Annotated in this window: 24 protein-coding genes; 11 read left to right on the top strand and 13 right to left on the bottom strand. The window is 71.8% G+C overall.

Annotated features, from left to right (window positions below):
* Positions 1–19: 19 nt before the first annotated feature.
* The 4 genes from AB0C17_RS15130 to AB0C17_RS15115 form a co-directional block, all read right to left on the bottom strand.
* The gene (locus tag AB0C17_RS15130) at positions 20–1,990 is read right to left on the bottom strand and encodes an ABC transporter ATP-binding protein (protein WP_357479040.1); all 1,971 of its coding nucleotides are present in this window, start codon (positions 1,988–1,990) and stop codon (positions 20–22) included.
* Positions 1,991–2,150: 160 nt separating this feature from the next.
* The gene (locus AB0C17_RS15125) at positions 2,151–3,884 is read right to left on the bottom strand and encodes an ABC transporter ATP-binding protein (RefSeq protein ID WP_357478931.1); all 1,734 of its coding nucleotides are present in this window, start codon (positions 3,882–3,884) and stop codon (positions 2,151–2,153) included.
* Complete coding sequence (locus tag AB0C17_RS15120) at positions 3,878–4,396, bottom strand: MarR family transcriptional regulator (protein WP_357381799.1); 519 nt, start codon at positions 4,394–4,396, stop codon at positions 3,878–3,880. Before AB0C17_RS15120 ends, AB0C17_RS15125 begins: the two co-directional genes overlap by 7 nt.
* Positions 4,397–4,457: 61 nt before the next feature.
* Complete coding sequence (locus AB0C17_RS15115; RefSeq protein WP_357478928.1) at positions 4,458–4,973, bottom strand: MarR family transcriptional regulator; 516 nt, start codon at positions 4,971–4,973, stop codon at positions 4,458–4,460.
* Positions 4,974–5,027: 54 nt separating this feature from the next.
* On the opposite strand from AB0C17_RS15115, the gene AB0C17_RS15110 reads away from it, so the two are divergent.
* Positions 5,028–6,650, top strand: a complete 1,623-nt coding sequence (locus tag AB0C17_RS15110; protein ID WP_357478925.1) for a DHA2 family efflux MFS transporter permease subunit — start codon at positions 5,028–5,030, stop codon at positions 6,648–6,650.
* A gap of 69 nt (positions 6,651–6,719) precedes the next feature.
* On the opposite strand, the gene AB0C17_RS15105 is transcribed toward AB0C17_RS15110, so the two are convergent.
* A complete protein-coding gene (locus tag AB0C17_RS15105; RefSeq protein ID WP_357470045.1) occupies positions 6,720–7,163 on the bottom strand; it encodes a DoxX family membrane protein in 444 nt (147 codons plus the stop codon).
* Positions 7,164–7,248: 85 nt separating this feature from the next.
* On the opposite strand from AB0C17_RS15105, the gene AB0C17_RS15100 reads away from it, so the two are divergent.
* Entirely contained in the window at positions 7,249–7,788 is a 540-nt protein-coding gene (locus tag AB0C17_RS15100) for a TetR/AcrR family transcriptional regulator (RefSeq protein ID WP_357381548.1), read from the top strand.
* Between the two features lie 6 nt (positions 7,789–7,794).
* On the opposite strand, the gene AB0C17_RS15095 is transcribed toward AB0C17_RS15100, so the two are convergent.
* Together AB0C17_RS15095 and AB0C17_RS15090 are read right to left on the bottom strand one after the other, a co-directional pair.
* Positions 7,795–9,234 (bottom strand): GuaB1 family IMP dehydrogenase-related protein, encoded by a 1,440-nt coding sequence (locus tag AB0C17_RS15095; protein ID WP_357470048.1) that lies wholly within the window; start codon positions 9,232–9,234, stop codon positions 7,795–7,797.
* 125 nt (positions 9,235–9,359) lie between these two features.
* Positions 9,360–11,111, bottom strand: a complete 1,752-nt coding sequence (locus AB0C17_RS15090; protein ID WP_357381552.1) for a biotin carboxylase N-terminal domain-containing protein — start codon at positions 11,109–11,111, stop codon at positions 9,360–9,362.
* 133 nt (positions 11,112–11,244) lie between these two features.
* Between AB0C17_RS15090 and AB0C17_RS15085 the strand changes: the two genes are divergently transcribed.
* The 4 genes from AB0C17_RS15085 (at position 11,245) to AB0C17_RS15070 (ending at position 14,981) form a co-directional block, all read left to right on the top strand.
* Positions 11,245–11,835 (top strand): PadR family transcriptional regulator, encoded by a 591-nt coding sequence (locus AB0C17_RS15085; RefSeq protein ID WP_357381801.1) that lies wholly within the window; start codon positions 11,245–11,247, stop codon positions 11,833–11,835.
* Between the two features lie 126 nt (positions 11,836–11,961).
* The gene (locus AB0C17_RS15080) at positions 11,962–12,921 is read left to right on the top strand and encodes an ATP-binding cassette domain-containing protein (RefSeq protein WP_357381555.1); all 960 of its coding nucleotides are present in this window, start codon (positions 11,962–11,964) and stop codon (positions 12,919–12,921) included.
* 17 nt (positions 12,922–12,938) lie between these two features.
* A complete protein-coding gene (locus AB0C17_RS15075) occupies positions 12,939–13,694 on the top strand; it encodes an ABC transporter permease (RefSeq protein ID WP_116503979.1) in 756 nt (251 codons plus the stop codon).
* A gap of 63 nt (positions 13,695–13,757) precedes the next feature.
* The gene (locus AB0C17_RS15070; protein ID WP_357478922.1) at positions 13,758–14,981 is read left to right on the top strand and encodes an MFS transporter; all 1,224 of its coding nucleotides are present in this window, start codon (positions 13,758–13,760) and stop codon (positions 14,979–14,981) included.
* Positions 14,982–14,994: 13 nt separating this feature from the next.
* On the opposite strand, the gene AB0C17_RS15065 is transcribed toward AB0C17_RS15070, so the two are convergent.
* From AB0C17_RS15065 to AB0C17_RS15055, 3 genes are read right to left on the bottom strand one after another with little or no spacing between them, the layout of a single operon-like run.
* The gene (locus AB0C17_RS15065; protein WP_357478918.1) at positions 14,995–15,648 is read right to left on the bottom strand and encodes an O-methyltransferase; all 654 of its coding nucleotides are present in this window, start codon (positions 15,646–15,648) and stop codon (positions 14,995–14,997) included.
* Positions 15,649–15,657: 9 nt separating this feature from the next.
* On the bottom strand, positions 15,658–16,314 hold the full coding sequence (locus AB0C17_RS15060; protein ID WP_357478915.1) for a Maf family protein: 657 nt from the start codon (positions 16,312–16,314) through the stop codon (positions 15,658–15,660).
* A 10-nt stretch (positions 16,315–16,324) separates the two neighbouring features.
* Positions 16,325–17,389, bottom strand: a complete 1,065-nt coding sequence (locus tag AB0C17_RS15055) for a S8 family serine peptidase (protein WP_357478912.1) — start codon at positions 17,387–17,389, stop codon at positions 16,325–16,327.
* A gap of 824 nt (positions 17,390–18,213) precedes the next feature.
* Between AB0C17_RS15055 and AB0C17_RS15050 the strand changes: the two genes are divergently transcribed.
* On the top strand, positions 18,214–18,504 hold the full coding sequence (locus tag AB0C17_RS15050; RefSeq protein ID WP_357478909.1) for a hypothetical protein: 291 nt from the start codon (positions 18,214–18,216) through the stop codon (positions 18,502–18,504).
* A gap of 292 nt (positions 18,505–18,796) precedes the next feature.
* Here AB0C17_RS15050 and AB0C17_RS15045 read toward each other — a convergent pair whose 3' ends face one another.
* Both AB0C17_RS15045 and AB0C17_RS15040 read right to left on the bottom strand, forming a co-directional pair.
* Positions 18,797–19,249 (bottom strand): hypothetical protein, encoded by a 453-nt coding sequence (locus tag AB0C17_RS15045; RefSeq protein WP_357478906.1) that lies wholly within the window; start codon positions 19,247–19,249, stop codon positions 18,797–18,799.
* Between the two features lie 100 nt (positions 19,250–19,349).
* Positions 19,350–19,562 (bottom strand): acyl-CoA carboxylase subunit epsilon, encoded by a 213-nt coding sequence (locus AB0C17_RS15040; protein ID WP_357470062.1) that lies wholly within the window; start codon positions 19,560–19,562, stop codon positions 19,350–19,352.
* 92 nt (positions 19,563–19,654) lie between these two features.
* Between AB0C17_RS15040 and AB0C17_RS15035 the strand changes: the two genes are divergently transcribed.
* Both AB0C17_RS15035 and AB0C17_RS15030 read left to right on the top strand, forming a co-directional pair.
* Complete coding sequence (locus AB0C17_RS15035) at positions 19,655–21,640, top strand: protein kinase (protein WP_357381571.1); 1,986 nt, start codon at positions 19,655–19,657, stop codon at positions 21,638–21,640.
* A gap of 87 nt (positions 21,641–21,727) precedes the next feature.
* Positions 21,728–21,940, top strand: coding sequence for a hypothetical protein (locus tag AB0C17_RS15030; RefSeq protein ID WP_357381573.1), 213 nt, complete (start codon positions 21,728–21,730; stop codon positions 21,938–21,940).
* Positions 21,941–22,003: 63 nt separating this feature from the next.
* Here the strand turns inward: AB0C17_RS15030 and AB0C17_RS15025 are convergent, their stop codons facing one another.
* The gene (locus AB0C17_RS15025; protein ID WP_357381576.1) at positions 22,004–22,759 is read right to left on the bottom strand and encodes a GH25 family lysozyme; all 756 of its coding nucleotides are present in this window, start codon (positions 22,757–22,759) and stop codon (positions 22,004–22,006) included.
* Between the two features lie 385 nt (positions 22,760–23,144).
* On the opposite strand from AB0C17_RS15025, the gene AB0C17_RS15020 reads away from it, so the two are divergent.
* Positions 23,145–23,888: a M50 family metallopeptidase gene (locus AB0C17_RS15020; protein ID WP_357478902.1), complete on the top strand. Its 744-nt coding sequence runs from the start codon at positions 23,145–23,147 to the stop codon at positions 23,886–23,888.
* A 58-nt stretch (positions 23,889–23,946) separates the two neighbouring features.
* The gene (locus AB0C17_RS15015) at positions 23,947–24,930 is read left to right on the top strand and encodes a 2-dehydropantoate 2-reductase N-terminal domain-containing protein (protein WP_357478899.1); all 984 of its coding nucleotides are present in this window, start codon (positions 23,947–23,949) and stop codon (positions 24,928–24,930) included.
* Positions 24,931–24,953: the final 23 nt, after the last annotated feature.

The raw sequence follows: 24,953 nt of genomic DNA, 5'->3' as shown, positions 1-24,953 counted from the left end.
ACCTGTGGCCGGGTCCACGTCAGTTCCCGGCCGGCGTGCCGGCACCGGCACGCATTCCCGCCGGAGGGCCGGCCGGGGTGGGCGCCGGGATCTCGTCTTCGATCACCGCGCCGGTGAACTGCGCCCGGTAGAGCCGGGCGTACGCGCCACCGGCGGCGACGAGCTGGTCGTGGGTGCCCTGCTCGACGATCCGGCCCTGCTCCATCATCAGGATCAGGTCGGCGTCGCGGATGGTGGAGAGGCGGTGCGCGATGACGAAGCTCGTCCGGTCCGAGCGCAGCGCCGCCATGGCCCGCTGGAGCAGCACCTCGGTCCGGGTGTCCACCGAGCTGGTCGCCTCGTCCAGGATCAGCAGCGACGGCTCGGCCAGGAACGCGCGGGCGATGGTGATGAGCTGCTTCTCCCCGGCGCTGACGTTGCTGCCCTCCTCGTCGATCACCGTGTCGTAGCCGTCCGGCAGGCTGCGGACGAACCGGTCGACGAACGTCGCCCGGGCGGCGGCGAGGATCTCCTCCTCGGTGGCGTCGGGGCGTCCGTAGGCGATGTTGTCCCGGATGGTGCCGCCGAACAGCCAGGTGTCCTGGAGCACCATGCCGATCCGGCCGCGCAGTTCGTCGCGGCGCATCGTGGAGATGTCCACCCCGTCCAGCGTGATCCGCCCGGCGTCCAGCTCGTAGAACCGCATGACCAGGTTGACCAGCGTGGTCTTGCCGGCGCCGGTGGGACCGACGATGGCCACCGTGTGGCCCGGCTCGGCGACCAGCGACAGGTCGTCGATGAGCGGCTTCTCCGGGTCGTACCGGAAGGAGACGTGCTCGAACTCGACCCGCCCGTGCGGGTCGGCGATCCGGGCCGGCTCGGCCGGGTCGGGGCTCTGCTCGTCGGCGTCGAGCACAGCGAAGACCCGCTCGGCCGAGGCCACCCCGGACTGCAGCAGGTTGGCCATCGACGCGACCTGGGTGAGCGGCTGGGTGAACTGCCGCGAGTACTGGATGAACGCCTGCACGTCACCGAGGCTCATCGAGCCCGACGCCACCCGCAGGCCGCCGACCACGGCGATCGCGACGTAGCTGAGGTTCCCGATGAAGAACATCGCCGGCATGATCAGCCCGGAGACGAACTGCGCGCCGAAGCCGGCCCGGAACAGCTCCTCGTTCTTGGCGTGGAAGGCGGCCTCGACCTCCTTCTGCCGGCCGAAGACCTTCACCAGTTCGTGCCCGGTGTACGCCTCCTCGATCTGGCCGTTCAGCTCGCCCGTGTGCTTCCACTGGGCGATGAACTTGCCCTGCGAGCGCTTGGCGATCTGGCCGGTGACCACCACCGACAGCGGCACCGCGACGAGCGCGACGATTGCCAGCAGCGGCGAGATCCAGAACATCATCCCGAGTACGCCGACGACTGTGAGCAGCGACGTGAGCAGCTGGCTCAGCGTCTGCTGGAGCGTCTGCGACACGTTGTCGATGTCGTTCGTGACCCGGCTCAGCAGCTCACCGCGGGGCTGCTTGTCGAAGTAGGGCAGCGGCAGCCGGTTGAGCTTGTCCTCCACGTCGGCGCGCAGCGTCAGCACGGTGCGCTGCACCACCCCGTTGAGCACCCAGCCCTGCGCCCACTGGAGCATGCTCGCGCCGACGTAGAGCACGACGGCGAACGCCAGCACCCGGCCCAGCGCGTCGAAGTCGATGCCGGTGCCCGGGATCACGTCCATCCGGGCCAGCATGTCGGCGAAGTTGCCGTTGCCCTCGGCACGGGCCGCCTCCGCCGCCGCCTCGGTGGTGGTGCCGGGCGGAAGCTGCCGCCCGATCACCCCGCTGAAGATGATGTCGGTGGCGTGCCCGAGCACCTTCGGCCCGATGACGCTGAGCCCGACGCTGGCCAGGGCCAGCGCGAGCACGCCGGTGAGCTGGAGCCGGTACGGCCGCAGCCGCCCCAGCAGCCGGCGTGCCGACGGCCCGAAGTTCATCGCCTTCTCGGCCGGCATGCCCATGCTCATGTGCGGTGGGCCACCGCCGGGCCGCCGCCCGGCCGGCGGCAGCCGGTTCGGCTCGTTCTTCTGCTGCGGAACCGACGGCGTCCCGCCGTTCCCCCCGCTCACGCTGTGCCCCCGTTCGTTCGCGACTGCGGGGCTCGCAACCCCGGCTCACTCCTCGCGCTCACGCGGCCACCTCCGCCGTCTGCTGCGACGCGACGATCTCGGCGTACGTGGGGCAGCTCTCCAGCAGTTCCTCATGTCGTCCCATCCCGACGACACCCCCGTCCTCGAGCACGATGATCTGGTCGGCGTCGACGATCGTGGAGACCCGCTGGGCCACGATCACCACCGCCGCGTCCGCGGTGACCGGCTTGAGGGCGGCCCGCAGCCGGGCGTCCGTGCCGAGGTCGAGCGCGGAGAAGGAGTCGTCGAAGAGGTAGATCTCCGGTTTGCGGACGAGCGCGCGGGCGATGGCCAGGCGTTGCCGCTGGCCGCCGGAGACGTTGGTGCCGCCCTGCGCGATCGGCGCCTCCAGCCCGCCCGACATCTCGGCGACGAAGTCGTGCGCCTGGGCGATCTCCAGGGCGGCCCACAGTTCGGCGTCGGTGGCGTCCGGGTTGCCGTAGCGCAGGTTGCTGGCGACGGTGCCGGTGAACAGGTACGGCCGCTGGGGCACCAGCCCGATCCGCCGCCACAGCTCGTCCGGGGCGAGATCCCGTACGTCCACGCCGTCGACCAGGACCGCGCCGGCGGTCGGGTCGACCAGGCGGGGGATGAGCGTCAGCAGCGTGGTCTTGCCGGCGCCGGTGGATCCGATGATCGCCGTGGTCCGGCCCGGCTCGGCCCGGAACGAGATGTCGTGCAGCACCGGCGCGGTCGCGCCCGGGTACTGGAACCCGGCGCCGCGCAACTCCAGCTCGCCCCGGCCGGTGACCTCGGTGACCGGGTCGGCGGCCGGCACCACCGACGAGTCGGTGTCGAGCACCTCCTCGATGCGCTCGGCGCAGACCGCCGCCCGGGGCACCATCATCAGCATGAAGGTGGCCATCATGACTGCCATCAGGATCTGCATGAGGTATTGCAGGAACGCGGTGAGCGCGCCGACCTGGATCTGGCCGGAGTCGACACGTGCCGCGCCGAACCAGAGCACCGCGACGCTGGAGACGTTCAGCACCAGCATCACGATCGGGAAGATCAGCGCCTGGAGCCGCCCGATCCGCAGCGCGGTGGCGGTCAGGTCCGTGTTCGCGGCCCGGAACCGGTCGGTCTCGTACGGCTCCCGTACGAACGCCCGGACCACCCGGATGCCGGTGATCTGCTCGCGCAGCACCCGGTTGACGGTGTCGATCCGGGTCTGCATGAGCCGGAAGCCCGGGACCATCCGGCGGATGATCAGGCCCAGCGCGACGGCCAGCACCGGTACGCAGACCAGCATCAGCCAGGAGAGCCCGACGTCCTCGCGCAGGGCCATCACCACGCCGCCGACGCTCATGATCGGCGCGGCCACCAGCATGGTGCAGCTCAGCAACACCAGCATCTGCACCTGCTGGACGTCGTTGGTGTTGCGGGTGATCAGCGACGGCGCTCCGAACCGGGCGACCTCGCGGGCGGAGAAGCTGTTGACGCGCCGGAAGATCGAGCCGCGCACGTCGCGGCCGAACGCCATGGCGGTCTTCGCGCCGAAGTAGACGGCGGCGATCGAGCAGGCGATCTGGAGCAGGCTGACCAGCAGCATCCACCCGCCCGTACGCATGATCTGGTCGGTGTCGCCGACCGCGACGCCCCGGTCGATGATGTCGGCGTTCAGGCTCGGCAGGTAGAGCGAGGCGATCGTGCCGACGAACTGGAACGCCACCACGGCGGCCAGCCATCGTCGGTACGGGTGCAGATGTGTGCGGAGCAGGCGGATCAACACGGATGGCTCCCCGTCGGCGGCTCGGTGTCGGACTCGCTGTCCCGGTTCAACCGACGGAGGTCCCCGTCGGACATGCCGGTGATGATTTCGATCAGGAACTGGCGGATCACCGCCCGGTTGGCCGGGTCGGCGTCGACCGACGTCAACGGCCGGTCGCTGTGAATCATGTCGATGATGGCGCGGGCGTGCTCGCCGCCCTTGTCGGTCAGGGCGAGCCGGACCGTGCGGCGGTCCTCCGGGGCGCGACGGCGGCTGACGAAGTCGTCGCGTTCCAGCGTGTCGACGATGCCGGTGAGCGTGGCGGGCCGGACGAAGCACAGCTCGGCCATTTCCCGGTGGCTCACCTCGCCGGCCCGCAGGAGGATCATCAGGACCCGCATGCCGGCGGACGTGAGCCCGTGTTCGGCGAGGTAACGCCCCCAGTGCTGTTCGACGACGTGACCGGCGATCGAGATCAGCCGGCCGAGTGGCGCGTGGTGCAACGCGTCGGGGAAGCGGACGAGCGGGCCCATGTTCACGAGCGTCAGGTTAGCTCCCGAACCATCAGGGCCCAAACTAATTCTGAGAATCTCCTCAGCGGCGGTCGGAGCGGGCCCGCGACGGCTCGTCCGGGGCGGTGGCGACGTACTCCCGCATCACCTCGGTGACCTCGCGCAGGAAGGCCGTGGTGGCCTCGGCCTGCTCGGGGGTGAGCCGGGCGACCGCCCGGTCGACGCCGACGAGCATCGGGCGGAGCGCCTCCAGCACCTCGCCGACGGCGCTCTCGGTCACCTGGAGGCTCAGTCGACGCCGGTCGTGCGGGTGCGGGGTCCGGGTGACGTGGCCCGCCTGCACGAGCCGGTCGACGAGCGTGGTCGCCGAGGCGGAGCGGATGCCGAGGCGGTTGCCCAGCTCGACCGGGCCCAGCGGCTCCGGGCTGGAGACCAGGTGGTCGATCGCCGCCGCGTCGGTGACGTTGAGGCCCAGGCGGCGGGCCAGCGCGGCCCGGGTGTCACCGGCGATCCGCAGCACGTCGCGCAGCGCGCGGGAAGTCTCGCTGCTCGGCGGCGCGGCCGGCGTCGGCTCCCCGCTTGACGGCACCCCCTCCATGGGATAAAGCTAGCACCTCAGGTAGCTAGAGAATCTAGCTAAAGGGAGGGCGCAATGCGCGGCGACGGGCGCGGACGCTGGTTCGGGCTACTTGCCATCAGCCTCGGCGTGGCGATGATCATCGTGGACGCGACAATCGTGAACGTCGCGGTGCCGCAGATCATCCGGGACCTCGACATCACCTCCACCGACGCGCAGTGGGTGCAGGAGGCGTACACCCTGGTCTTCGCCGCGTTGCTGCTGGTCGCCGGCCGCTTCGCCGACCGGTCCGGGCGACGGCGGATGTTCCTCGTCGGCGTCACCGTGTTCGTGGTGGCCAGCGTGCTCGCGGCGCTCGCCGGCTCCGGCGAGACGCTCATCGCGTCCCGGGTGCTCCAGGGCATCGGCGGGGCGATGATGCTGCCCACCTCGCTCTCCCTGCTGAACGCCAACTTCACCGGCCGGGAGAAGGGCATCGCGTTCGCCGTCTGGGGCTCCACCATCGGCGGCGCGGCGGCGCTCGGGCCGCTGCTCGGCGGCTGGCTCACCACCACGTACTCCTGGCGGTGGGCCTTCGGCATCAACGTCCCGGTCAGCCTGGTCGTGATCGTGGCGACGCTCGTGTTGGTCGCCGAGTCCCGCGACGAGCAGGCCGAACGCGGCTTGGACCTGCTCGGCGCGCTGCTCTCGGTGATCGGCATGACCGGCGTGGTCTTCGCCCTGATCGAGGGCCGCACCTACGGCTGGTGGGAGCGGGAGCGGCCGTTCAGCCTGTTCGGGCTGGACTGGACCGCGTCGATCTCGCCGGTCCCGGTCTCCGCGCTGGTCGGCCTCGTCGCGCTCGGGATCTTCCTGGCGCAGCAGGTACGCCGCAACCGGTCCGGCCGCCCCGCACTGCTCGACCTGTCGCTGTTCGGCATCAGCTCGTTCCGCAACGGCATCCTGGCCGCCGCGATCGTCAGCCTGGGCGAGCTCGGACTGCTGTTCGCGCTTCCGCTGTGGTTCCAGAACGTGCTCGGCTACAGCGCCTTCCGCACCGGCCTGGCGCTGCTGCCGCTCGCCGTCGGCAGCTTCCTGGCCAGCGGCATGGGCGCGCCGCTGACGCAGCGCTGGGGTGCCGCCCGGGTGGTCCAGCTCGGCGTCGCCGCCGAGGTCGTCGGCGTGATCGGACTCGGGCTCGTGGTCGCGCCGGACACCAGCTGGTGGGCGCCGCTGGGCTTCCTGTTCGTCTACGGCCTCGGCGTCGGCCTGGCCACCGCCCAGCTCACCGGCGTCTCCCTGTCGCAGGTGCCGGTGCGCCGCAGCGGCCAGGGCTCGGGCCTGCAGAGCACCGCCCGTCAGGTCGGTTCCGCGCTCGGCATCGCGGTGCTCGGCACCGTCCTCTTCGCCGGCCTCGGCGGTATCCTCGGTGACCGCCTGGCCGACCAGCCCGGGCTCACCCCCGCCCAGCGGGACCAGGTGGTGAGCGCGGTCAAGGAGAGTGCCGGCGCGGCGATCGGCGGGCTGGAGGCGGACCCGCGCACCGCACCGATCGCCCAGGAGGCGAAGCAGGCGTTCTCCGACGCCACCCGGTACGCCGCCTTCGCGGGGGCCGGATTCCTGCTGATCGGCCTGGTCGCCTGCCTGCGCCTGCCGACGGTCCGGCACGGCGAGGCCGGGGACGCCTCGCCCGCCGAGGCGGAGCCGGCCCGCGCCTGAGCCGGGTCCCGTGCGGCCCGCCGGTCTCGTTCCGGCGGGCCGCCGGGGCGGGCCCGGCCCTCGCTGCGGTCACCCGCCGAGGGCCACCGCCAGCGCGGCGCCCACGAAGACGACCTGGAGCAGGGTACGGACGCCGATCGGCGTCACCGGGCGCCCGGCGAGCGTGAGCCCGCGCCGCGCGGCCGACACGTTCGCCGGGAACATGGCGAGCATCAGCAGCGCCAGCCCGGCCGCCGCCGGACGCGCGGTGGCCGGGACCAGCAGGGCGAGCGCGCCGGCGAGTTCCAGTACGCCGGTGACGGTGACCAGCAGGTCGGGCCGGGGCAGCGACGGCGGGACCATCGCGATCAGGTCGGCCCGGCGGGACGCGAAGTGGGCCACGCCGGTCAGCACCATCATCAGCGCCAGCCCGACCCGCAACGCGGGGTGCCACCCGTCCAGGGCGTCCACGCCGAGCAGGCCGGCGATCCGGGCCAGCGCGGTGCCGGCGAGGAGTGCGATCAGCGGTGCCATGGTCAGTCCCTCCGACGCGGAATCTTGTCGGTGACAAGATTCCGCGTCCGGTGCCATCTTGTCAATGACAAGTTAGGGTGGCGGCATGGCCTCGTACCACCACGGCGACCTCCGCCGCGTCCTGCTGAGCGCCGCCGCTGAGGCGATCGCCGAGTCCGGGCCGGCCGCGCTGAGCCTGCGTGAGCTGGCCCGCCGGGCCGGGGTCTCGCACGCCGCGCCCGCGCACCACTTCGGCGACAAGGCGGGGCTGCTCACCGCGTTCGCCACCCAGGGCTTCGACCTGCTCGCCGACGCGCTCCGGCAGGCCGGCGACGACCTGCTCGACACCGGTGTGGCGTACGTCGGGTTCGCGGTGCGGCACCGCGCGCACTTCGACGTCATGTTCCGGCCCGAGCTGTACCGGGCCGACGACCCGGAGCTGATCGCCGCCCGGGCCCGGTCCGGCGAGCTGCTGCGCGGCGGGGTGGCCCGGCACACCGGGCGGGAGCCGGACGCGGACGCGCTGGCCGCCTGGTCGATAGTGCACGGCTTCGCCACGCTCTGGCTCTCCGGCGCGCTGCCGCCACGGGTGGGCGACGACCCGGAGGCCGCCGCCCGTACCGTGATCAGGCGGCTGTTCAGCTGAGCCGCGTCACCAGCTCGTCGGCAGCGGCATTCCCTCGGTGTACCCGGCGGCGCTCTGCACGCCGACGAGCGCCCGCTCGTGGAACTCCTCCAGACTGCGCGCGCCCGCGTACGTGAACGCGCTGCGCACGCCGGAGATGATCTCGTCGATCAGGTCCTCGACCCCGGGCCGGTTCGGGTCCAGATACATCCGGGCCGAGGAGATGCCCTCCTCGAAGATCGCCTTCCGGGCCCTGTCGAACGCGCTGTCCTCGGCCGTACGGGCGCTCACCGCACGCGACGACGCCATGCCGAAGCTCTCCTTGTAGCGCCGCCCGTCGGCGTCGGTGTAAAGGTCACCGGGGGACTCGTAGGTGCCGGCGAACCAGGAGCCGATCATCACGTTCGAGGCGCCCGCCGCCAGCGCCAGCGCCACGTCGCGCGGGTGCCGTACGCCGCCGTCGGCCCAGACGTGCCGCCCCAGCGAACGGGCCGCGGCGGCGCAGTCGAGCACGGCGGAGAACTGCGGGCGGCCCACGCCGGTCATCATCCGGGTGGTGCACATCGCGCCTGGCCCGACGCCCACCTTCACGATGTCCGCGCCCGCGTCGACCAGGTCGCGTACCCCGTCGGCGGTCACCACGTTCCCGGCCGCCACCGGCACCGGCGGGTCCAGCCGGCGGACCGCCCGCAGCGCCTGGAGCATCCGCTCCTGGTGCCCGTGCGCGGTGTCCACGACCAGCGTGTCCACACCGGCCTCCAGCAGCGCGGCGGCCTTGCCCGTGACGTCACCGTTGATGCCCACGGCGGCCGCGATCCGCAGCCGCCCCCGGTCGTCCACGGCCGGGGTGTAGAGCGTGGCGCGCAGCGCCCCCTGCCGGGTCAGCACCCCGACCAGGCGGCCGTCGCCGTCCACCACCGGCGCGATCCGCCGCCGGCCCGCCGACAGCCGGTCGAACCCGGTACGCGGGTCCGCGTCCGCCGAAACGGTGTGCAGCTCGGTCGACATCACGTGCCGGAGCTGGGCGAAGCGGTCCACCCCGACGGTGTCCGCCTCGGTCACCACGCCCATCGGCCGCCCGTCCGCGTCGACCACCACCACCGCGCCGTGCGAACGCTTCGGCAGCAGGTGGATCGCGTCGCCGACGGTCTCGGTCGGGCCGAGCGTGATCGGCGTGTCGTAGACCAGGTGCCGCTGCTTGACCCAGCCGACCACGTCGGCGACGACCTCGATCGGGATGTCCTGCGGGATCACCGCCACCGCGCCGCGTCGCGCCACGGTCTCGGCCATCCGCCGGCCCGCGACGGCTGTCATGTTCGCCACCACGAGCGGGATCGTGGTGCCGGTCCCGTCGGTGGTGGCCAGGTCGACGTCGAGCCGGGAGCCCACCTCCGAACGGTTGGGCGCCATGAAGACGTCGTTGTAGGTCAGGTCGTGCGCGGGGACCGCGCCGTGAAGGAACCGCACCCGGCCATCATTCCCGCCCCGGGCCCCGCCCGCCTGCGGTGGTGGCTCAGACCACCCGGCCCTGCGCTGTTAAGAAGGGGCCCCTTCACTACCTCACGCGTTAAGAAGGGGCCCTTCCTTACACCTCAGGCGATGGTGCAGATCGCCGCGCCGGAGGTGATCACCGCGCCGACCTCGGCCGCGAGCCCGCTCACCGTGCCGGCCTTGTGCGCGTGCAGCGGCTGCTCCATCTTCATCGCCTCCAGCACCACGACCAGGTCGCCCTCGGCCACCTCGTCGCCGTCGGTCACCGCGATCTTCACGATCGTGCCCTGCATCGGGGAGGCGAGCGTGTCACCGCTGACCGCGGCGCCCGCCTTGCCCCCGCCGCCCCGGCGGGCCGGCTTCTTCGCGGCGGGCGCGGCTGCCGCCGTACCAGCGCCGAGCCCGGCGGGCAGGACGACCTCCAGCCGCTTGCCGCCCACCTCGACCACGACGGTCTCGCGCTCGGCCGGCTCGTCGCCGGCACCGGCGGCGGCGGTGAAGGCCGGGACGGTGTTGTCCCACTCGGTCTCGATCCACCGGGTGTGCACGGTGAACGGCTCGGTGGTGAACGCCTCGTCGCGGATCACCAGGCGGTGGAAGGGCAGCGCGGTGGCCATGCCGTCGACCACCATCTCGTCGAGCGCCCGGCGGGCCCGCTCCAGCGCCTCGGCGCGCGTCTCGCCGACGATGATCACCTTGGCCAGCAGCGAGTCGAAGTTGCCGCCGATCACGTCGCCGGCCGAGATGCCGGTGTCGACCCGCACGCCCGGCCCGGAGGGCAGGCGCAGCGCGGTGACGGTGCCCGGCGCGGGCAGGAAGTTGCGGCCCGGGTCCTCGCCGTTGATCCGGAACTCGATGGCGTGCCCGCGCGGCGCCGGGTCCTCGGTGAAGCGCAGCTTCTCCCCGTCGGCGATGCGGAACTGCTCGCGGACCAGGTCGATGCCGGCGGTCTCCTCGGTGACCGGGTGCTCGACCTGGAGCCGGGTGTTCACCTCCAGGAAGGAGATCGTGCCGTCCGCGCCGACCAGGTATTCGACGGTGCCGGCGCCGTGGTAGCCGGCCTCCCGGCAGATGGCCTTGGCGCTGTCGTGGATCTGGGCGCGCTGGGCCTCGGTGAGGAACGGCGCGGGCGCCTCCTCGACCAGCTTCTGGTGCCGGCGCTGGAGCGAGCAGTCCCGGGTGCCCACCACGATCACGTTGCCGTGCTGGTCGGCCAGCACCTGCGCCTCGACGTGGCGCGGCTTGTCCAGGTAACGCTCGACGAAGCACTCGCCCCGGCCGAACGCGGCGACCGCCTCGCGGGTGGCCGACTCGAACAGGTGCGGGATCTCCTCCATGGTGCGGGCGACCTTCAGGCCGCGCCCGCCACCGCCGAAGGCGGCCTTGATGGCGACCGGCAGGCCGTGGTCGACGGCGAACGCCATCACCTCGTCCGCGTTGCCGACCGGGTCGGGGGTGCCGGGCACCAGCGGGGCTCCGGCGCGCTGCGCGATGTGCCGGGCGGTCACCTTGTCGCCGAGGTCGCGGATCGCCTGCGGGGTGGGGCCGATCCAGGTCAGCCCGGCGTCGATGACGGCCTGGGCGAAGTCGGCGTTCTCGGAGAGGAAGCCGTAGCCGGGGTGCACGGCGTCCGCGCCGGAGCGGGCCGCCACGTCGATCAGCTTGTCGATGCGCAGGTAGCTGTCGGCGGCGGTGTCCCCGCCGAGGGCGTACGCCTCGTCGGCGAGCGTGGCGTGCAGGGCGTCCCGATCGGAATCCGCGTAGACGGCGACGCTGGCCAGTCCGGCGTCGCGGCAGGCGCGGATGACGCGGACGGCGATCTCGCCGCGGTTGGCGATGAGAACCTTGCGCACCTTGGGGCTCCTCCCGGGAGGTCGTTGCCGGGAGTTTAGCGGCCGAGCTGCGGAGCCTAACGATCGCTCAGTGTGGGATGCGGCACTGTAGTCAAACTTGCCTATTACGCTTGCGTCCGTGTCGGCGACGCGGATGATGATTCTCGGACTGGTCAGGTGGATGCAGCCGGTGCACGGCTACGACGTGCGCCGTGAGCTGCTCAGTTGGAGCGCGGACAAGTGGGCGAACGTGCAACCGGGCTCGATCTACCACGCGTTGCGCAAGCTCACCGACGAGGGCCTGCTGCGGACCGTCTCGGTCGAGCAGGTGGGCGCGCGTCCGGCGCGCACCACGTACGAGGTGACGCCGAAGGGGGAGGACGAGTTCGAGACGCTGCTGCGGGCGCAGTGGTGGCAGGTCCACGAGTCGCCGGACCCGTTCGTGGCGGCGTTCTCGTTCCTGCCGGCGATGCCCCGCGAGGAGGCCGCGGCGGCGCTGCGCAACCGGGCGAACCTGCTGCGCGCCGGGGTGGAGTCGATGCGCGCCTCGCTCGACTCGGACTGGGTGCGCACCCGCAAGCCGGTGCACGTCGGGTGGATGTTCGAGCTGTGGCTGGCTCGCGCCGAGGCGGAGACGGCCTGGTGCGAGCGGATCGCGGAGCGGATCGAGTCTGGAGTGTCGTACCTGCCCGATGGGATGGAACGGGCCGAGGGCTGGTCGGGTTGGACCGACGGGTCGGAGTGACACGACATAATCAACGTTGACCAAAGAAGCTATATCGCGTTAGCCTCGGCGTGAATCGCGGGGGATCCGTGCGTCCTCGCGGACGATCGGCGGCCACTCGGTCCGCCCGGACGACCAGGAGCAGAGATGATCGAGACCAGGGGGCTGCGGAAGACGTACCGCTCCCGCGAGGGTCGCCAGACGAAGACCGTGGACGCGGTCCGCGGCGTCGACCTCGACGTCGCCGCGGGGGAGATCTTCGGCTTCCTCGGGCCCAACGGCGCCGGCAAGACCACCACGCTGCGGATGCTCGCCACCCTCATCGAGCCGGACGGCGGCCAGGCCACGGTGGCCGGCGCCGACCTGCGCAAGGACCCGGCCGAGGTGCGCCGCCGGATCGGCTACGTGGCCCAGGGCGGCAGCACCTGGGACGAGTCGACCGCCCGCGAGGAGCTGGTGCTCCAGGCCCGCCTCTACGGCATCGGCAAGGCCGAGGCGCACCGCCGTGCCGAGCGCGCGCTGGAAGCCTTCCAGCTCACCGAGTACGCCGACCGCAAGTGCAAGACCTACTCGGGCGGCCAGCGCCGGCGCGTCGAGATCGCGCTCGGCATCATCCACGAGCCGAAGATCGTCTTCCTGGACGAGCCGACCACCGGCCTCGACCCGCAGAGCCGCGCGCACATGTGGGACGAGATCCGCCGGCTGCGTACCGAGGGCATGACCGTCTTCATCACCACGCACTACCTGGACGAGGCGGACGCGCTCTGCGACCGCATCGCGATCATGGATCACGGCGAGGTGGTCGCCGAGGGCACGCCGGCCGAGCTGAAGCGGGAGATCTCCGGCGAGGTGGTGATCGTCGGCCTGGACGCCCCGAGCACCCCGCGCGCCGCCGAACTGCTCGACACCGAGGCGTACGTGAGCAAGCTGGAGACCGTCGACGAGGGCGGCCTGCGTCTCTACGTCGACGAGGGCGCCACCGCCATCCCGCAGGTGCTGCGCCGCCTCGACCACGCCGGGCTGGACCTGCGCTCGATCGAGCTGCACCGCCCCAGCCTCGACGACGTCTTCCTCACCAAGACCGGCCGCTCGCTGCGCGAGTCCTGACCTCCGGAGAAGCTGTCATGAAACTCGCCCGCGACACCTGGCTGATCTTCCAGCGCCAGACGCTGCTGCTCCTGCGCAACCCGGTGTGGATCTTCGTCGGCGTCTTCCAGCCGGTGATGTACCTGCTCCTGTTCGCCCCGCTGCTCAAGCCGGCGCTGAACGCGCCCACCCAGGCCGCCGCGTACAAGATCTTCGTGCCCGGCCTGCTCGTGCTGCTGGCCATCTTCGGCGGCCTGTTCCAGGGCTTCGGCCTGATCGCCGAGCTGCGCGCCGGCGTCATCGAACGCTCCCGGGTCACCCCGGTCAGCCGGCTCGCGCTGCTGCTCGGCCGCTCGCTGCGCGACGTGGTCTCGCTGATCGTGCAGGCGGTCATCATCACGCTGCTGGCGCTCGCGTTCGACCTGCGCGTGTTCATCGGCAACCTGCTCCTGGCGTACCTGATGCTCGCCCTCATCGCGCTGATGACCTCGGCTGTCTCCTACGGCATCGCGCTCAAGGTCAAGAGCGAGGACGCGCTCGCCCCGCTGATGAACACCGTCGCGCAGCCGGTGCTGCTGCTCTCCGGCATCCTGCTGCCGCTCACCTTCGCGCCCGGCTGGCTCCAGGGCGTGGCCAAGTGGAACCCGTTCTCCTGGGCGGTCGAGGGCACCCGCGCGCTGTTCAACGGCGACCTGGGCAACGACCGGGTCTGGCAGGGCCTCGGCATCATCGCGGTACTCGCCGCCGCCGGCGTTTTCTGGGCCGCCCGCCAGTTCGCCCGCAGCGTCCGCTGAGCAGGGGAGACCTGCATCTCAGCAGGGGTGGGGCACCGGCCGGGCGCGCGTAGCCTCAGGCCGGTGCCTCGCCTCGCCCGTGACCGGATCACCTGGCTGACCTACGCCCAGCTCGGTCTCTGGGGCTTCTTCCTCTACGGGTTCGGCCCGGTCGTACCCCTGCTCCGCGACGAACAGGGCACCAGCGCCGCCGTCGCCGGCCTGCACAGCACCGGTATCGCCGTGGGCGCCCTCGCCGGCGGCGCGCTGTTCGCCCCGGTCGCCCGCCGCCTCGGGCGCGGCCCGGCCATCTGGCTCGGCCTCGCCGGTGTGGCCGCGGGTGCCACAGCGCTCGGCCTGCTCCGCCCGCTGCCGGCCACCATCCTCGCCGTAGCCGTCGTGGCCACCGCCGGCATGCTCGTCATCAGCGGCGTCAACGTGGTGCTCACCGCCCGGCACGGATCCGCCGCTCCGGCAGCGCTCACCGAGGCCAACGCCGCCTGCGCCGGCATGGGCATCCTGGCGCCGCTCGTCATCGGCGTCGGCGTCGGTGCCGGTCTCGGCTGGCGACCGCTGATGGCCGTCGAGGTCGGCCTGATCACGCTGGTCGCGCTCGCCGCCCTGGCTTTCCGGGTACGCGGGCCGCGACCCGCCTCCGCTGTCGCGGCTGCCGGCGCAGCCGTACCGGTGGCCGCCCCCACCCGGGTGCCCGCCTCCGGGGAGCGTTCGGCGTCGGGGCGGCTGCCGCGCGCGTACTGGATCGCCTGGATCTTGATGTCGGTCACCGGGTCGATCGAGGTCTGCCTGTCCCTGTGGACGGCCGACGTGCTGCGGACCCACGCCGGGCTGAGCGCGGGCGGGGCGTCGGCGGCGGTCGCCGCGATCGTCTGCGGCATGTTCGCCGGCCGGATCGCCGGTGGCCGGGCCGCGCTGCGCTGGGCGCCGGTGCCGCTGCTGCTCGGCGCGCTCACCGTCTCGCTGGCCGGGTTCGCGCTGTTCTGGGCCAGTACGGTCGGCTGGCTCGCGGTCACCGGGCTGGTGGTGCTCGGGCTCGGCAACGCGCTGCACTACCCGCTGGCGATCTCGATCGCGCTGGCCGTCGCCGGCCCGGCCGCCGACAAGGCGGCGGGCTGGTCGGCGTACTCGATGGGTGTGGGTTTCGGGATCGCGCCGGTGGCGCTCGGGTGGGTGGCCGACGGGGTCGGCCCGCACCCGGCGTTCCTGCTGCTGCCCGCGTTCATCGCGGTGGCGGTGCTGCTCACGGTGCGGCTGGGGCGTGCCCTGCGCCCGGCGGCCCTGCCGGCCTGAGAGCCGCAGGGCTTCAGCGCACCCGGGCGAGCGTGACCCCGTCGGCGATGGGAAGCATGACCGCCTCCACGCGGACATCAGCGACGACCGCGTCGTTGAAGGCGGCGATCGCCCGGTCGTCGGCGTCGCGCGGGGCCAGGACCCGGCCGTCGCGCAGCGTGTTGTCGACGGCGATCACCGCGCCGGGACGCATGCGGGGCACCAGCTCGTCCCAGTAGATCGGGTAGCCGACCTTGTCCGCGTCGATGAACGCGAAGTCCAGGTAACGCTCGCGGGGCAGCTCACGCAGCGTCTCCGCAGCCGGACCGATACGCAGCTCGATCCGGTCCCGCACACCCGCGCGCTCCCAGTAGCGCCGGGCCACGCCGGTGTACTCCTCGGAGACGTCGAAGCAGGTCAGCCGGCCACCATCGGCCAGCCCTCGGGCGATCGCCAGCGAGGAGAGGCCGGTGAACGTGCCCACCTCGACCGCCTGCCGTACGCCGAGCAGCCGGGTCAGGAACGTCAGGAACGCCGCCTGTTCCGGCGCGACCTGCATGACCGCCTCGGCCGGCAGGACCGCCCGGGTCTCCTCGGCCAGCTCCCGGACGATCTCGTCCGGCGCGGACCCGTGGGCCACCAGGTAGGCGTGCAGTTCCGGGGTGAGCGGCAGCGTCTTCGTGGTCATGACCGGACGTTAGCCGAGATGCTCGATCTCCTGGCCCCCGGGCGCGATCTTCGTCCACAGGTCGACGATGCTCAGCTCCACCTCGGCGAGCAGCCGGCGCAGCAGCGGCAGGGACAACCCCACCACGGTGCCCGGGTCACCCTCGATCCCGGTCAGGAACGCCCCGCCCAGCCCGTCGATGGTGAACGCGCCGGCCACCGCCAGCGGCTCACCCGTCGCCACGTACGCGGCGATCTCGTCGTCGCTGATGTCGGCGAAGTGCACGGTGGTGGAGGCGACCGCCTCGGCACGCGACTCGTGGGTCACGTCGATCAGGCAGTGCCCGGTGTGCAGTACGCCGCTGCGCCCGCGCATCCGCTGCCACCGCCGGGTGGCGTCCGCCGCGTCGTCCGGCTTGCCCAGGATCTCACCGTCGAAGGCCAGCACCGAGTCGCAGCCGAGCACCAGCGTGTGCTCGTCCGGCGAGGGCCGCAGCCGATCGTGTACCGCCTGCGCCTTCAACCGGGCCAGTTCCAGGCACAGATCCTCGGCCCGATCGCTCACCACCTGCGACTCGTCCACACCGCTGACCAGCACGTCGGGCTCGATCCCGGCGGCCTGGAGCAACTTGCGGCGGGCAGGGGACTGCGAGGCGAGCACGAGGCGCACCGGTACGGAGGTCGACACCCCGCCGACGCTACCGGCTGACCCTCGGCGGCGGGTCGTCGGCACGTCGGCGCCGACGCCAGAACAGGTACCCGCCGACCGCCGTCACCAGCACACCCAGGGTGGCGAGGCCGCGTACGGTTCCGCTGCCGTCGCCGCCCTTGTCCGGGACTGCCTCCACCGATGCGGGTGGGGTGACGTTCGAGGACTCGAAGCCGAGCGGGGGGACGTCGGCGGTGAGCGCGGCGACCAGGTCGATGACGCCGTAGCCGTACTGGTCGTCGCGGCCTGGTGGTCCCTTGTCGACAGCTGTGGCGGTCAGTCGGTGGGCGACTTCGGCAGCAGGGAGGTTGGGGTACTTGGAGCGGATGAGAGCAGCAGCCCCGGCAACGATGGCGGTTGCGCTGGAGGTCCCGGTGCCCTTTGAGTACTTGCCGCCGTAGCTCGTGCTGTAGATATCGACAGCAGGAGCAGCGACATCGATCTTAGATCCTGTGACTGCAATTGAGGCATGGTTCCCGGCCTGATCGGTCCCGCTTACGGCGATGACGCCTTCCTCTGCGGCTGGATAGCCGATCGTGGCGGCTTCAGGGCGATTGCCAACGCCTGCGATCACGACTATGTCGGCGGCCAGGGCATTCCTCACTGAGTGAATCAATCTATCGCTTGTTACACCAGCGCTCGAGATGCTTATAACGCCGACGTGCTGCGTGACTGCAAAGTCTATTGCCTCGGCGAGATTGTCGGCCTCGCCGTAGTTGTCTGATGTGGAAGATATGATTGGGAGGATCTTGGCTTCGGGTGCTATGCCGAGTGCGCCGGTTTCCCGGGTAGAGCCATGGGCTGCGATGAGCCCAGCCATGGCGGTTCCATGGCTGTTCGCATCATGTAAGCCATCTCCGGTGCCTTTAAGGACATTCTTGCCATTAAGGATATTACGGGAGAGGTCCGGATGAGGGTCAACGCCAGTATCAGGGACGGCCACGAGGACGCCCGCTCCCCGAGTGATTTTATGGGCTTCATCTACCTTGAGGAAGGTTAGGTGCCACTGGTCTTTTCGGACTTGCGTAGCGTCCGCTGGCATGACTGGCTGCACTGCCTGAATTGTGAAGCTGGCTGCGGCCAATACTGAGAGGGCTACGCGCATACTGAATCAGTCAACGGTCTCGACCGATGGCTGGTCCTGGATCGATCGGACCGTCGTCGGTCGGAGGCAGCACGACCGGACTAACCCCTTTATCGGTCTCCCAGGGGTGATCTAGATCCCATGTTCGAGAGGCTCCACCTGGCTCGTTCTGGCGACTGGAGCGGTTACTTGCGGGGGGATAACCGCCAAGAGGTGGCCCGCCTGTTTGGCCCATCGCTGGGCTTCTCCCGATTCCGGGGCGCGATCCAGCATTGCCAGTGGGCGCGGTGCCGGCGCCGCCACCGCCGATGACGCCTCCTACAGGATTCACCCTGCGGGGAGAGGAATTTGGAGACGGTGGCTGGACTGGACCCGGGCCGAACGGTTGACCGATCAATCCGTTCGGCTGCGCGCGGGGGAAGGCGTTTTTCGGCGCTTCGCCTGAACCTGATCTGCCCGTGAAAGGGTGAGGCCGACCCCGCAAGGACGGGTTAGCGCCTAGAGCGCCAGGAGTGGTCGGCGGCAGGGGAACCGAGTTGGGCAACGATGGGGAAGCCGACGGAGCGTTCGGTGTGGCGGTACTTGGAGAAGGGGCCAGGGTGGAACCGGCGCTGCCAAGGATCGGCCCGATGCCTACGGCGGGGGGAGTTTGTGGCCTTTGGCTGGAAGCGCCACCAAGCGGAGACGGTTTTGGCTTTGGGCTTGGACTCGAACTTGCGACGGTAACCGGAACGATTGGTGGGATAACAGGTGCTACCCCACTGGCCCCGTAGACATCTGGGTTATTCGTCTCGATGCCAGGTCGAGGAACAGTCGGCGGGCGCTGGAGCATGACCTGGGCCTGCTGGAGTTCGCCGCTCAACCCCGTCATCAACCCGCGCGCCCGTACGTTCAACTGCTCCAGGTCGTCGTCGGTCACCGGGGGCCGCTCCGGTAAACGGCTGCCCGCCACCGCCTTCGGGTCGGCGATCGTCGCCTCGTACGCCTGCTTCTGCCGCAGCTTCTTCTCGTACTCCTCGCGCAGTGGTTGCAGTTCGCTCCGCGCGCTGCCGATGGCGCGGGTGGCGGCCGCCAGCGCGTCGTAGTTCGCGGCTGCGGCGTCGTGGGTGCGCTGCACGCGGTCGATGAGCTGGTCGAGTTCGGCGATGTACGCCCGCGCGGCGGCGTTGGTCTGCGGCGGCCATGCCTCGGCCAGGCCGCGCCGGTATTCCCGTAGGCGGCTCAGGTGGGTCAGGGCGAGGTCGCAGACCTTGCGCCATCCGGCCACCTGCTTCCACTGGCCGGCGGTGTCCTGGTCCTGCACGCACGCCCACATGCTGAGGACGTCCATCAGCCGCCAGTCGGTCAGCCCGGAGGTGCGTCCGCTGCCTCGTTCGATCACGGCAGGATCACCCGGCTCTGTTCGGGGGCGGTGGGGTCGGCGATCGGTGGCATCGGGCGGGCGACGGTGCCGGACGGCCCCGCGAGTGCTCGTTCCACGTCCGCCACGCGGGCGGAGGAGAACGCGTCGGTGTCGTCGTAGCGGGCGGCGATCCGTCCGGCGGCGTCGGCGAGCCGGCCGGTCGCGGGTGCGAGATCCCACACGGCGCTGACCGCCGCCGTCTGGGTGTCGTGGTGGGCCTGGAGGAACTGCACCAGCTCGATGAAGGCGTCAGCCGGGTTGGGCACCGGGGCCTTCATGTCGTCGGCGATGTAGGACAGGTGCGGCGCGTAGTTGCGTGTCACCTCGTCCTGGAGGCGGTCGGCGAACTCCCGCATCTGCCGGATGTCAGCCTCGATGCCGCCGTAGCCACGCAGCCAGCCGGCTGGCTGGTTGTCCTCCGGGATCATCGAGCCTCCTGCCCGTCACCACACGGTTTCCCTGAGTGAGGTTAATGGCTCCACGGGGATCCCGGCAGCCCCACACGGGGGCCGCGGGCGGAACGGGACGTCAGCGGGGCAGGCCGGAGGCCCGCCACGCGCCGGGGCCGGCGATCGGGCCGGCCGGCGCGGGCCGCGCGCTGCGCGCCCAGTGCGACACGGGGGTCGGCGCGGCGGCCTGGGCCGGGCGGGTGCGCACCACGATCGCGCCGACCAGAGCGGCCAGCTCCTCGGCGGTGGGCACGCCACGGACGATCCGGAACAGCGGCTCCTCGGCAGACATGACCCAAGGGTACGCGTCGTGAATTCGACCTTCGGCGTACAGTGGCGTGCCGACGGTGTGGGCGTCGCAGCGGCCGGGTACGGTTCTCTGCGATGTCGAACGCGCTCCCCCAACTCGTCGCCGACCGGTACCGGCTTCTCACGCCGCTCGGTCAAGGCGGCATGGGCCGCGTCTGGAAGGCGCGGGACGAGGTGCTGCACCGGGACGTGGCCATCAAGGAACTGGTCCCACCCCCAGGTCTCACCCCGGACGAGCGCCGCGAGATGCGCGAACGTTCGCTGCGTGAGGCGCGGGCGATCGCCCGCCTCAACAACATCAACGTGGTCCGCATCTTCGACGTGCTGCGCACCGACGGCGATCCGTGGATCGTCATGGAGTACGTGGCGTCGAAGTCGTTGCAGGACACCATCGCCGAGGACGGCCCGGTCACCCCGGCCAAGGCGGTCGAGATCGGCCTCGGCGTGCTGAACGCGCTGAATGCCGCGCACAAGGCGGGCATCATGCACCGCGACGTCAAGCCGGGCAACGTGCTGCTCGGCGAGGACGGCCGCGTGGTGCTCACCGACTTCGGCCTGGCCACCATCCCGGGCGACCCGAACGTGACCCGCACCGGCATGGTGCTGGGCTCGCCCGCGTACATCTCCCCGGAGCGCGCCCGCGACGGCACGGCCGGGCCGGAGGCCGACCTCTGGTCGCTCGGCGCCACGCTCTACGCGGCGGTCGAGGGCAAGTCGCCGTACGCGCGCCCGTCCGCGATCGCCACGCTGGCCGCGCTCGCCACCGAGCCGATGCCGCCGCCGCGTAACGCCGGGCCGCTCAAGCCGGTGCTCCAGGGCCTGCTGCGCAAGGACCCGGACGAGCGGATCACCGCCGAGGTGGCCGAGCGCATGCTGCGCAAGGCCGCCGGGCGGCGGGCCAAGAGCATCTCGCTGCTGGACGGCGTACGCCGGCCGGGGCCGAACGGTCCGCGCGTGCCGCGCCCGCCGCTGGTGCCCGCGCCGCGCCCGGCCGACCAGGCGGAGCGTGCGGCCACCTCGGGGTCCGGGGTCGCCGCAACCGGGGGTACGGCGGCGGCAGCCGCCGACCCGACGGCGAAGGTGCCGGCGCCCACTCCGGACGCCGGGCCCACCGCGAAGGTGACCCCGCCGCCCGCCGACCCGACGGCGAAGCTCGACCCGGCGCCCTCGACCGACGAGACGCTTGTGGACGACGAGGCCCGGGTGGACGGCGTCGACCCGGCGCTCGACGAGACACGGCTCGACGGCGAGCCGGTGCCGGTCAGCCCGGCCGCTTCCGGTTCCGCGCCGGTCAGCCCGGCTCCGGACCCCGCCGATCCGGCGCCGTCGACCGGCCGGGCCACTGTGCTGCCGGTCGAGAAGGCCCCGCCCAACCGGCGCAACCTGCTGATCGGCGCTCTGGTCCTGCTGCTGCTCGTCGGCCTGGTCGTGGCCGTGCCGCTGCTGAACAACGGTGACGACGGCGACGGCGGTGAGCCGACGGCCGGCACCTCGGCGTCGGCGGCGCCACCGCCCGCGCCGAGCGAGAGCTCGTCGCCGAGCGCCCCGGCGACGAGTGCGTCGGCCAGCCCGTCTCCCTCGGCGAGCCCGTCGGCGTCCGGGGCGGCCGCGTTGCCGGCCGGCTGGCGTCTCTACACCGGCCCGAACGGCTTCAAGGTGCCGATCCCGGACAACTTCCAGGCGCGGGTGGGCAGCGACAACGTCGTGCTCTACGAGGTCGGCGGCAGCCGGCGGGTGCTGTTCATCCAGTGGACACCGAACCCGAAGCCGGACGCGTACGCCGACTGGCAGGGCCAGGAGAAGTACCGCGCTTCGCGCGTCCGGGACTACAAGCTTGTCGACATCACCAAGTGCGACCCCTACTTCCGCACCTGCGCCGACTGGGACTGGCTGGAGACGCGCAACGGCGACACCCGCTTCCACGTGCGTAACCGTGGTGTGGCGACCGCCAGCAACCGGGGCTTCGCGCTGCGCTGGGAGGTGCCCGCGAAGGACTGGGACGCCAACCTGGCCAACTGGGAGATCATCACCAAGGGCTTCGTGCCGGACCGCAAGAACTGATCGGGAATCCCGCCGGTCACGAAACTCGCTCGCATGGCTTTCCGTCGTCGGGGGTATGAATCCTCCGACGACGGAAGGAGGCGCGACATGGGTTACCGACGGAGGTACACCGGCCCGCGGCTGGCACTGTGGATGCTCGTTGCGCTCGGCGACGTCGTACTGCTCCTGATCAGCGCCGGCCTGTCCGCGCCGGTCGCGGTGCTCGGCGTGCTGACGCTCACGGTCGCCGGTGTGGCGGCGTGGCGCCTGACGCGCCGCACGCCGGTGCCCGTCCCGACCGCCGCGCGCCGCAGAGCCTGACCGGGTACGACGACAGCGGGACCGCCCCTGTGAGGAGGCGGTCCCACTTGTGTCGCGCGTACGTCAGGCGGTGTTGTTCGCCAGCGCGATCAGCCGGCTGCGGTCACCGTTCCAGTAGTTGCGGTCGACGTTGCCGCTGATCCCGGAGACTGCGCCGGTGCTGGTGTACTGCCAGAAGCTCCACACCGGGGCGCCGGCCGGCAGCGTGCCGGGGGCGCTGGCCCAGCGGGCGAGCCACAGCGGGTGGTTGGCCCACGGGCCGGTCCAGCTGCCGGTGCACTGGTTCCACCAGCTCGTGGTGGTGTAGATGACCGCGTACCGGCCGGTGCGGGAGCGGTAGGTGCTGAGGAAGTCCTGGATCCAGTTGCGCATGCCGGTGGTGCTCAGGCCGTAGCAGTAGCCGCCGCTGTACGGGTTGCCCTCGATGTCCAGCGCGGCGGGAAGCGTACGGCTGTCGGCCGACCAGGCGCCGCCGTTGCTGGCCAGGTAGTTGGCCTGGGTGGAACCGGCGGAGATGTTCGGCCGGGCGAAGTGGTACGCCCCGCGGATGACCCCGGCGTTGTACGCGTTGACGTAGTTCGCGTTGAAGTTCGGGTCCTTGTAGCTCGTGCCCTCGGTGGCCTTGATGAAGGCGAACTGGATGCCCGAGTTGCGGACGCTGGTCCAGTTGATGCTGCCCTGGTAGCGGGAGACGTCGATCCCGGGCGTGGTCGCGGCGGCGGCCGGTCCGGCGGTCGCCACGAGGGCCACGGCCGCGGTGGCGGCGGCGGCCAGGCCGGCGGCGAGAAGCCGGCGTACGGAGAGTCTGGTACGGGCCATGATTGCCTCCAGAGGGACATCCACTGATTGATGCCCATCTTTGGAGGTTAGTGCCCTCGATCGCAATAGGGGGAAAGGAAATTTTCATCGACGGATGTCGTTCGCCCAGGTGGCGCGATGCTTGCCGATCAGCGCAGGGCGCTCGGGTCCATCGCCCAGCGGAACGGCTCGGCGACACTGCGCGTCTCGCCCGCCTTGGCGACGGCATCCTCCACGTAGTGCGGCGCTGTAGACGAAGAACGTGGCCGCCGCCGACTCGACCGCGTTCGCCAGCCGTCGCGCCACCCGCTGATGCCGGAGGTCGGGGGCGGGACTGATGATCACTGCCCGCCCGCGACTGCGCGCCGGTCGAGCGACACGGCTCGGGCCGGTAGGCTCCCCGCCCATGCCCCTGATCGACGGTCTCACCACGCTCTGGGACACGCTGACGAGCGCCCAGCCGGACCCGCCGCCACTGCTCGTGGTGGTCACCGCCGTGGTCGCGCTCGCGGTGGTCGTGGCCCGGCTGCCCTGGCGGATCGCCCGTAACGCGGTGACCATCGCGCACGAGGGCGGCCACGCGCTCGTCGCGCTGCTCACCGGCCGCCGGCTGCACGGCATCCGGCTGCACTCGGACACCTCCGGGCTGACGCTGTCGGCCGGCCGCCCCACCGGGCCCGGCATGATCCTCACGCTGCTCGCCGGGTACGTCGCACCGTCGTTGCTCGGCCTCGGCGGCGCGTGGCTGCTGGCCGGGAACCGGATCACGCTGCTGCTCTGGCTCGCGGTGGCGCTGCTGCTGGCCATGCTGGTGATGATCCGCAACCTGTTCGGCGTGCTGTCGCTGCTGGTCACCGGCGGCGTGGTGCTCGCCGTGTCCTGGTACACCTCGCCCGAGGTGCAGGCCGCGTTCGCCTGGACGTCGGTCTGGTTCCTGCTGATCGGCGGCGTACGGCCGGTGTTCGAGCTGCACCGCCAGCGCGCCCGGGGGCGGATGCCGCAGTCCGACGCCGACCAGCTCGCCCGGATCACGCCGTTCCCGGCGCTGTTCTGGGTGGGCCTGTTCCTGCTGGTGACAGTGGGCGCGCTGGCCGCCGGCGCGCTGCTGCTGGCCGGCCCGATCCTGGCCGGGACGGGCCTCACCACCTGACCGTCGCGTCACACCGCGTCGCGGAGCGGGCCGCCATCCGGCAGGGCAGAATCGGACCGTGCGATACGTGATCATCGGAGCGGGCGCGGTCGGCGGCACCATCGGCGTACTCCTGGCCGAGGCCGGCCGTGACGTGACGCTCGTGGCGCGCGGCGCGCACCTGGACGCGCTGCGGGAGCGGGGTCTGACGCTGCGCACGCCGGACCGCGGCGTCACCGGTCGGCTCCCGGCGGTGGCCGGGCCGGACGGGCCGCCGCTGCCGGCGGACACCGTGCTGGTCCTCACCGTGAAGTCGCAGGACACCGTGGCGGCGCTCACCGCCTGGGCGGACGCCCCGGTCGAGGGCGGCGGCACGGCGGGCGAACGGCTGCCGGTCGTGCTGGCGCAGAACGGTGTCGCCAACGAGCCGGCCGCGCTGCGGCTCTTCGCCCGCGTGCACCCGGTGTGCGTGTGGCTTCCCGCCACCCACCTGGAGCCGGGCGTGGTGGTCGCCAGCGGGCATCCGCACCCCGGCATGCTGCACATCGGCCGGTATCCGAGCGGCGCCGACGACACCAGCCGGGCGGTCGCCGCCGACCTGACCGCCGCCGGGTTCGTCGCGCCGGTCCGCGACGACGTGATGCGCTGGAAGTACGGCAAGCTGCTCGCCAACCTCGGCAACGGCCTCCAGGCGCTGCTCGGCCGGGACGTGCCCGAGTCGCTGTCGAAGCGGGTACGCGCCGAGGGCGAGGCGGCGCTCGCGGCGGCCGGCATCGCCCACACCACAGTCGAGGAGGAGGCCGCCGAACGCGGTGACCTGGTGTCGCACCGGCCGGTCGGCGGCGAGGAGCGCTCCGGCGGTTCCACCTGGCAGAGCCTGGCCCGTGGCGCGGGCTCGGTCGAGACCGATCACCTCAACGGCGAGATCGTGCTGCTCGGGCGCCTGCACGGCGTGCCCACCCCGGCCAACGCGGCGGTGCAGGTCGCGGTACGCCGGGCGGTCCGTGACCGGATTCCCGCCGGCGGCTTCCCGTTGCGCGAGCTGGAGAAAATGATCGGCTGAGCGGGCAACCGCACCCGGTACGC

Origin of the sequence: Micromonospora sp. NPDC048887 (assembly GCF_040649715.1) — a bacterium.
In the GTDB taxonomy this organism is placed as follows: Bacteria; Actinomycetota; Actinomycetes; order Mycobacteriales; family Micromonosporaceae; genus Micromonospora.
Note: the sequence above shows the minus strand (reverse complement) of the source record. Positions and strands in the feature narration are given on the sequence as shown.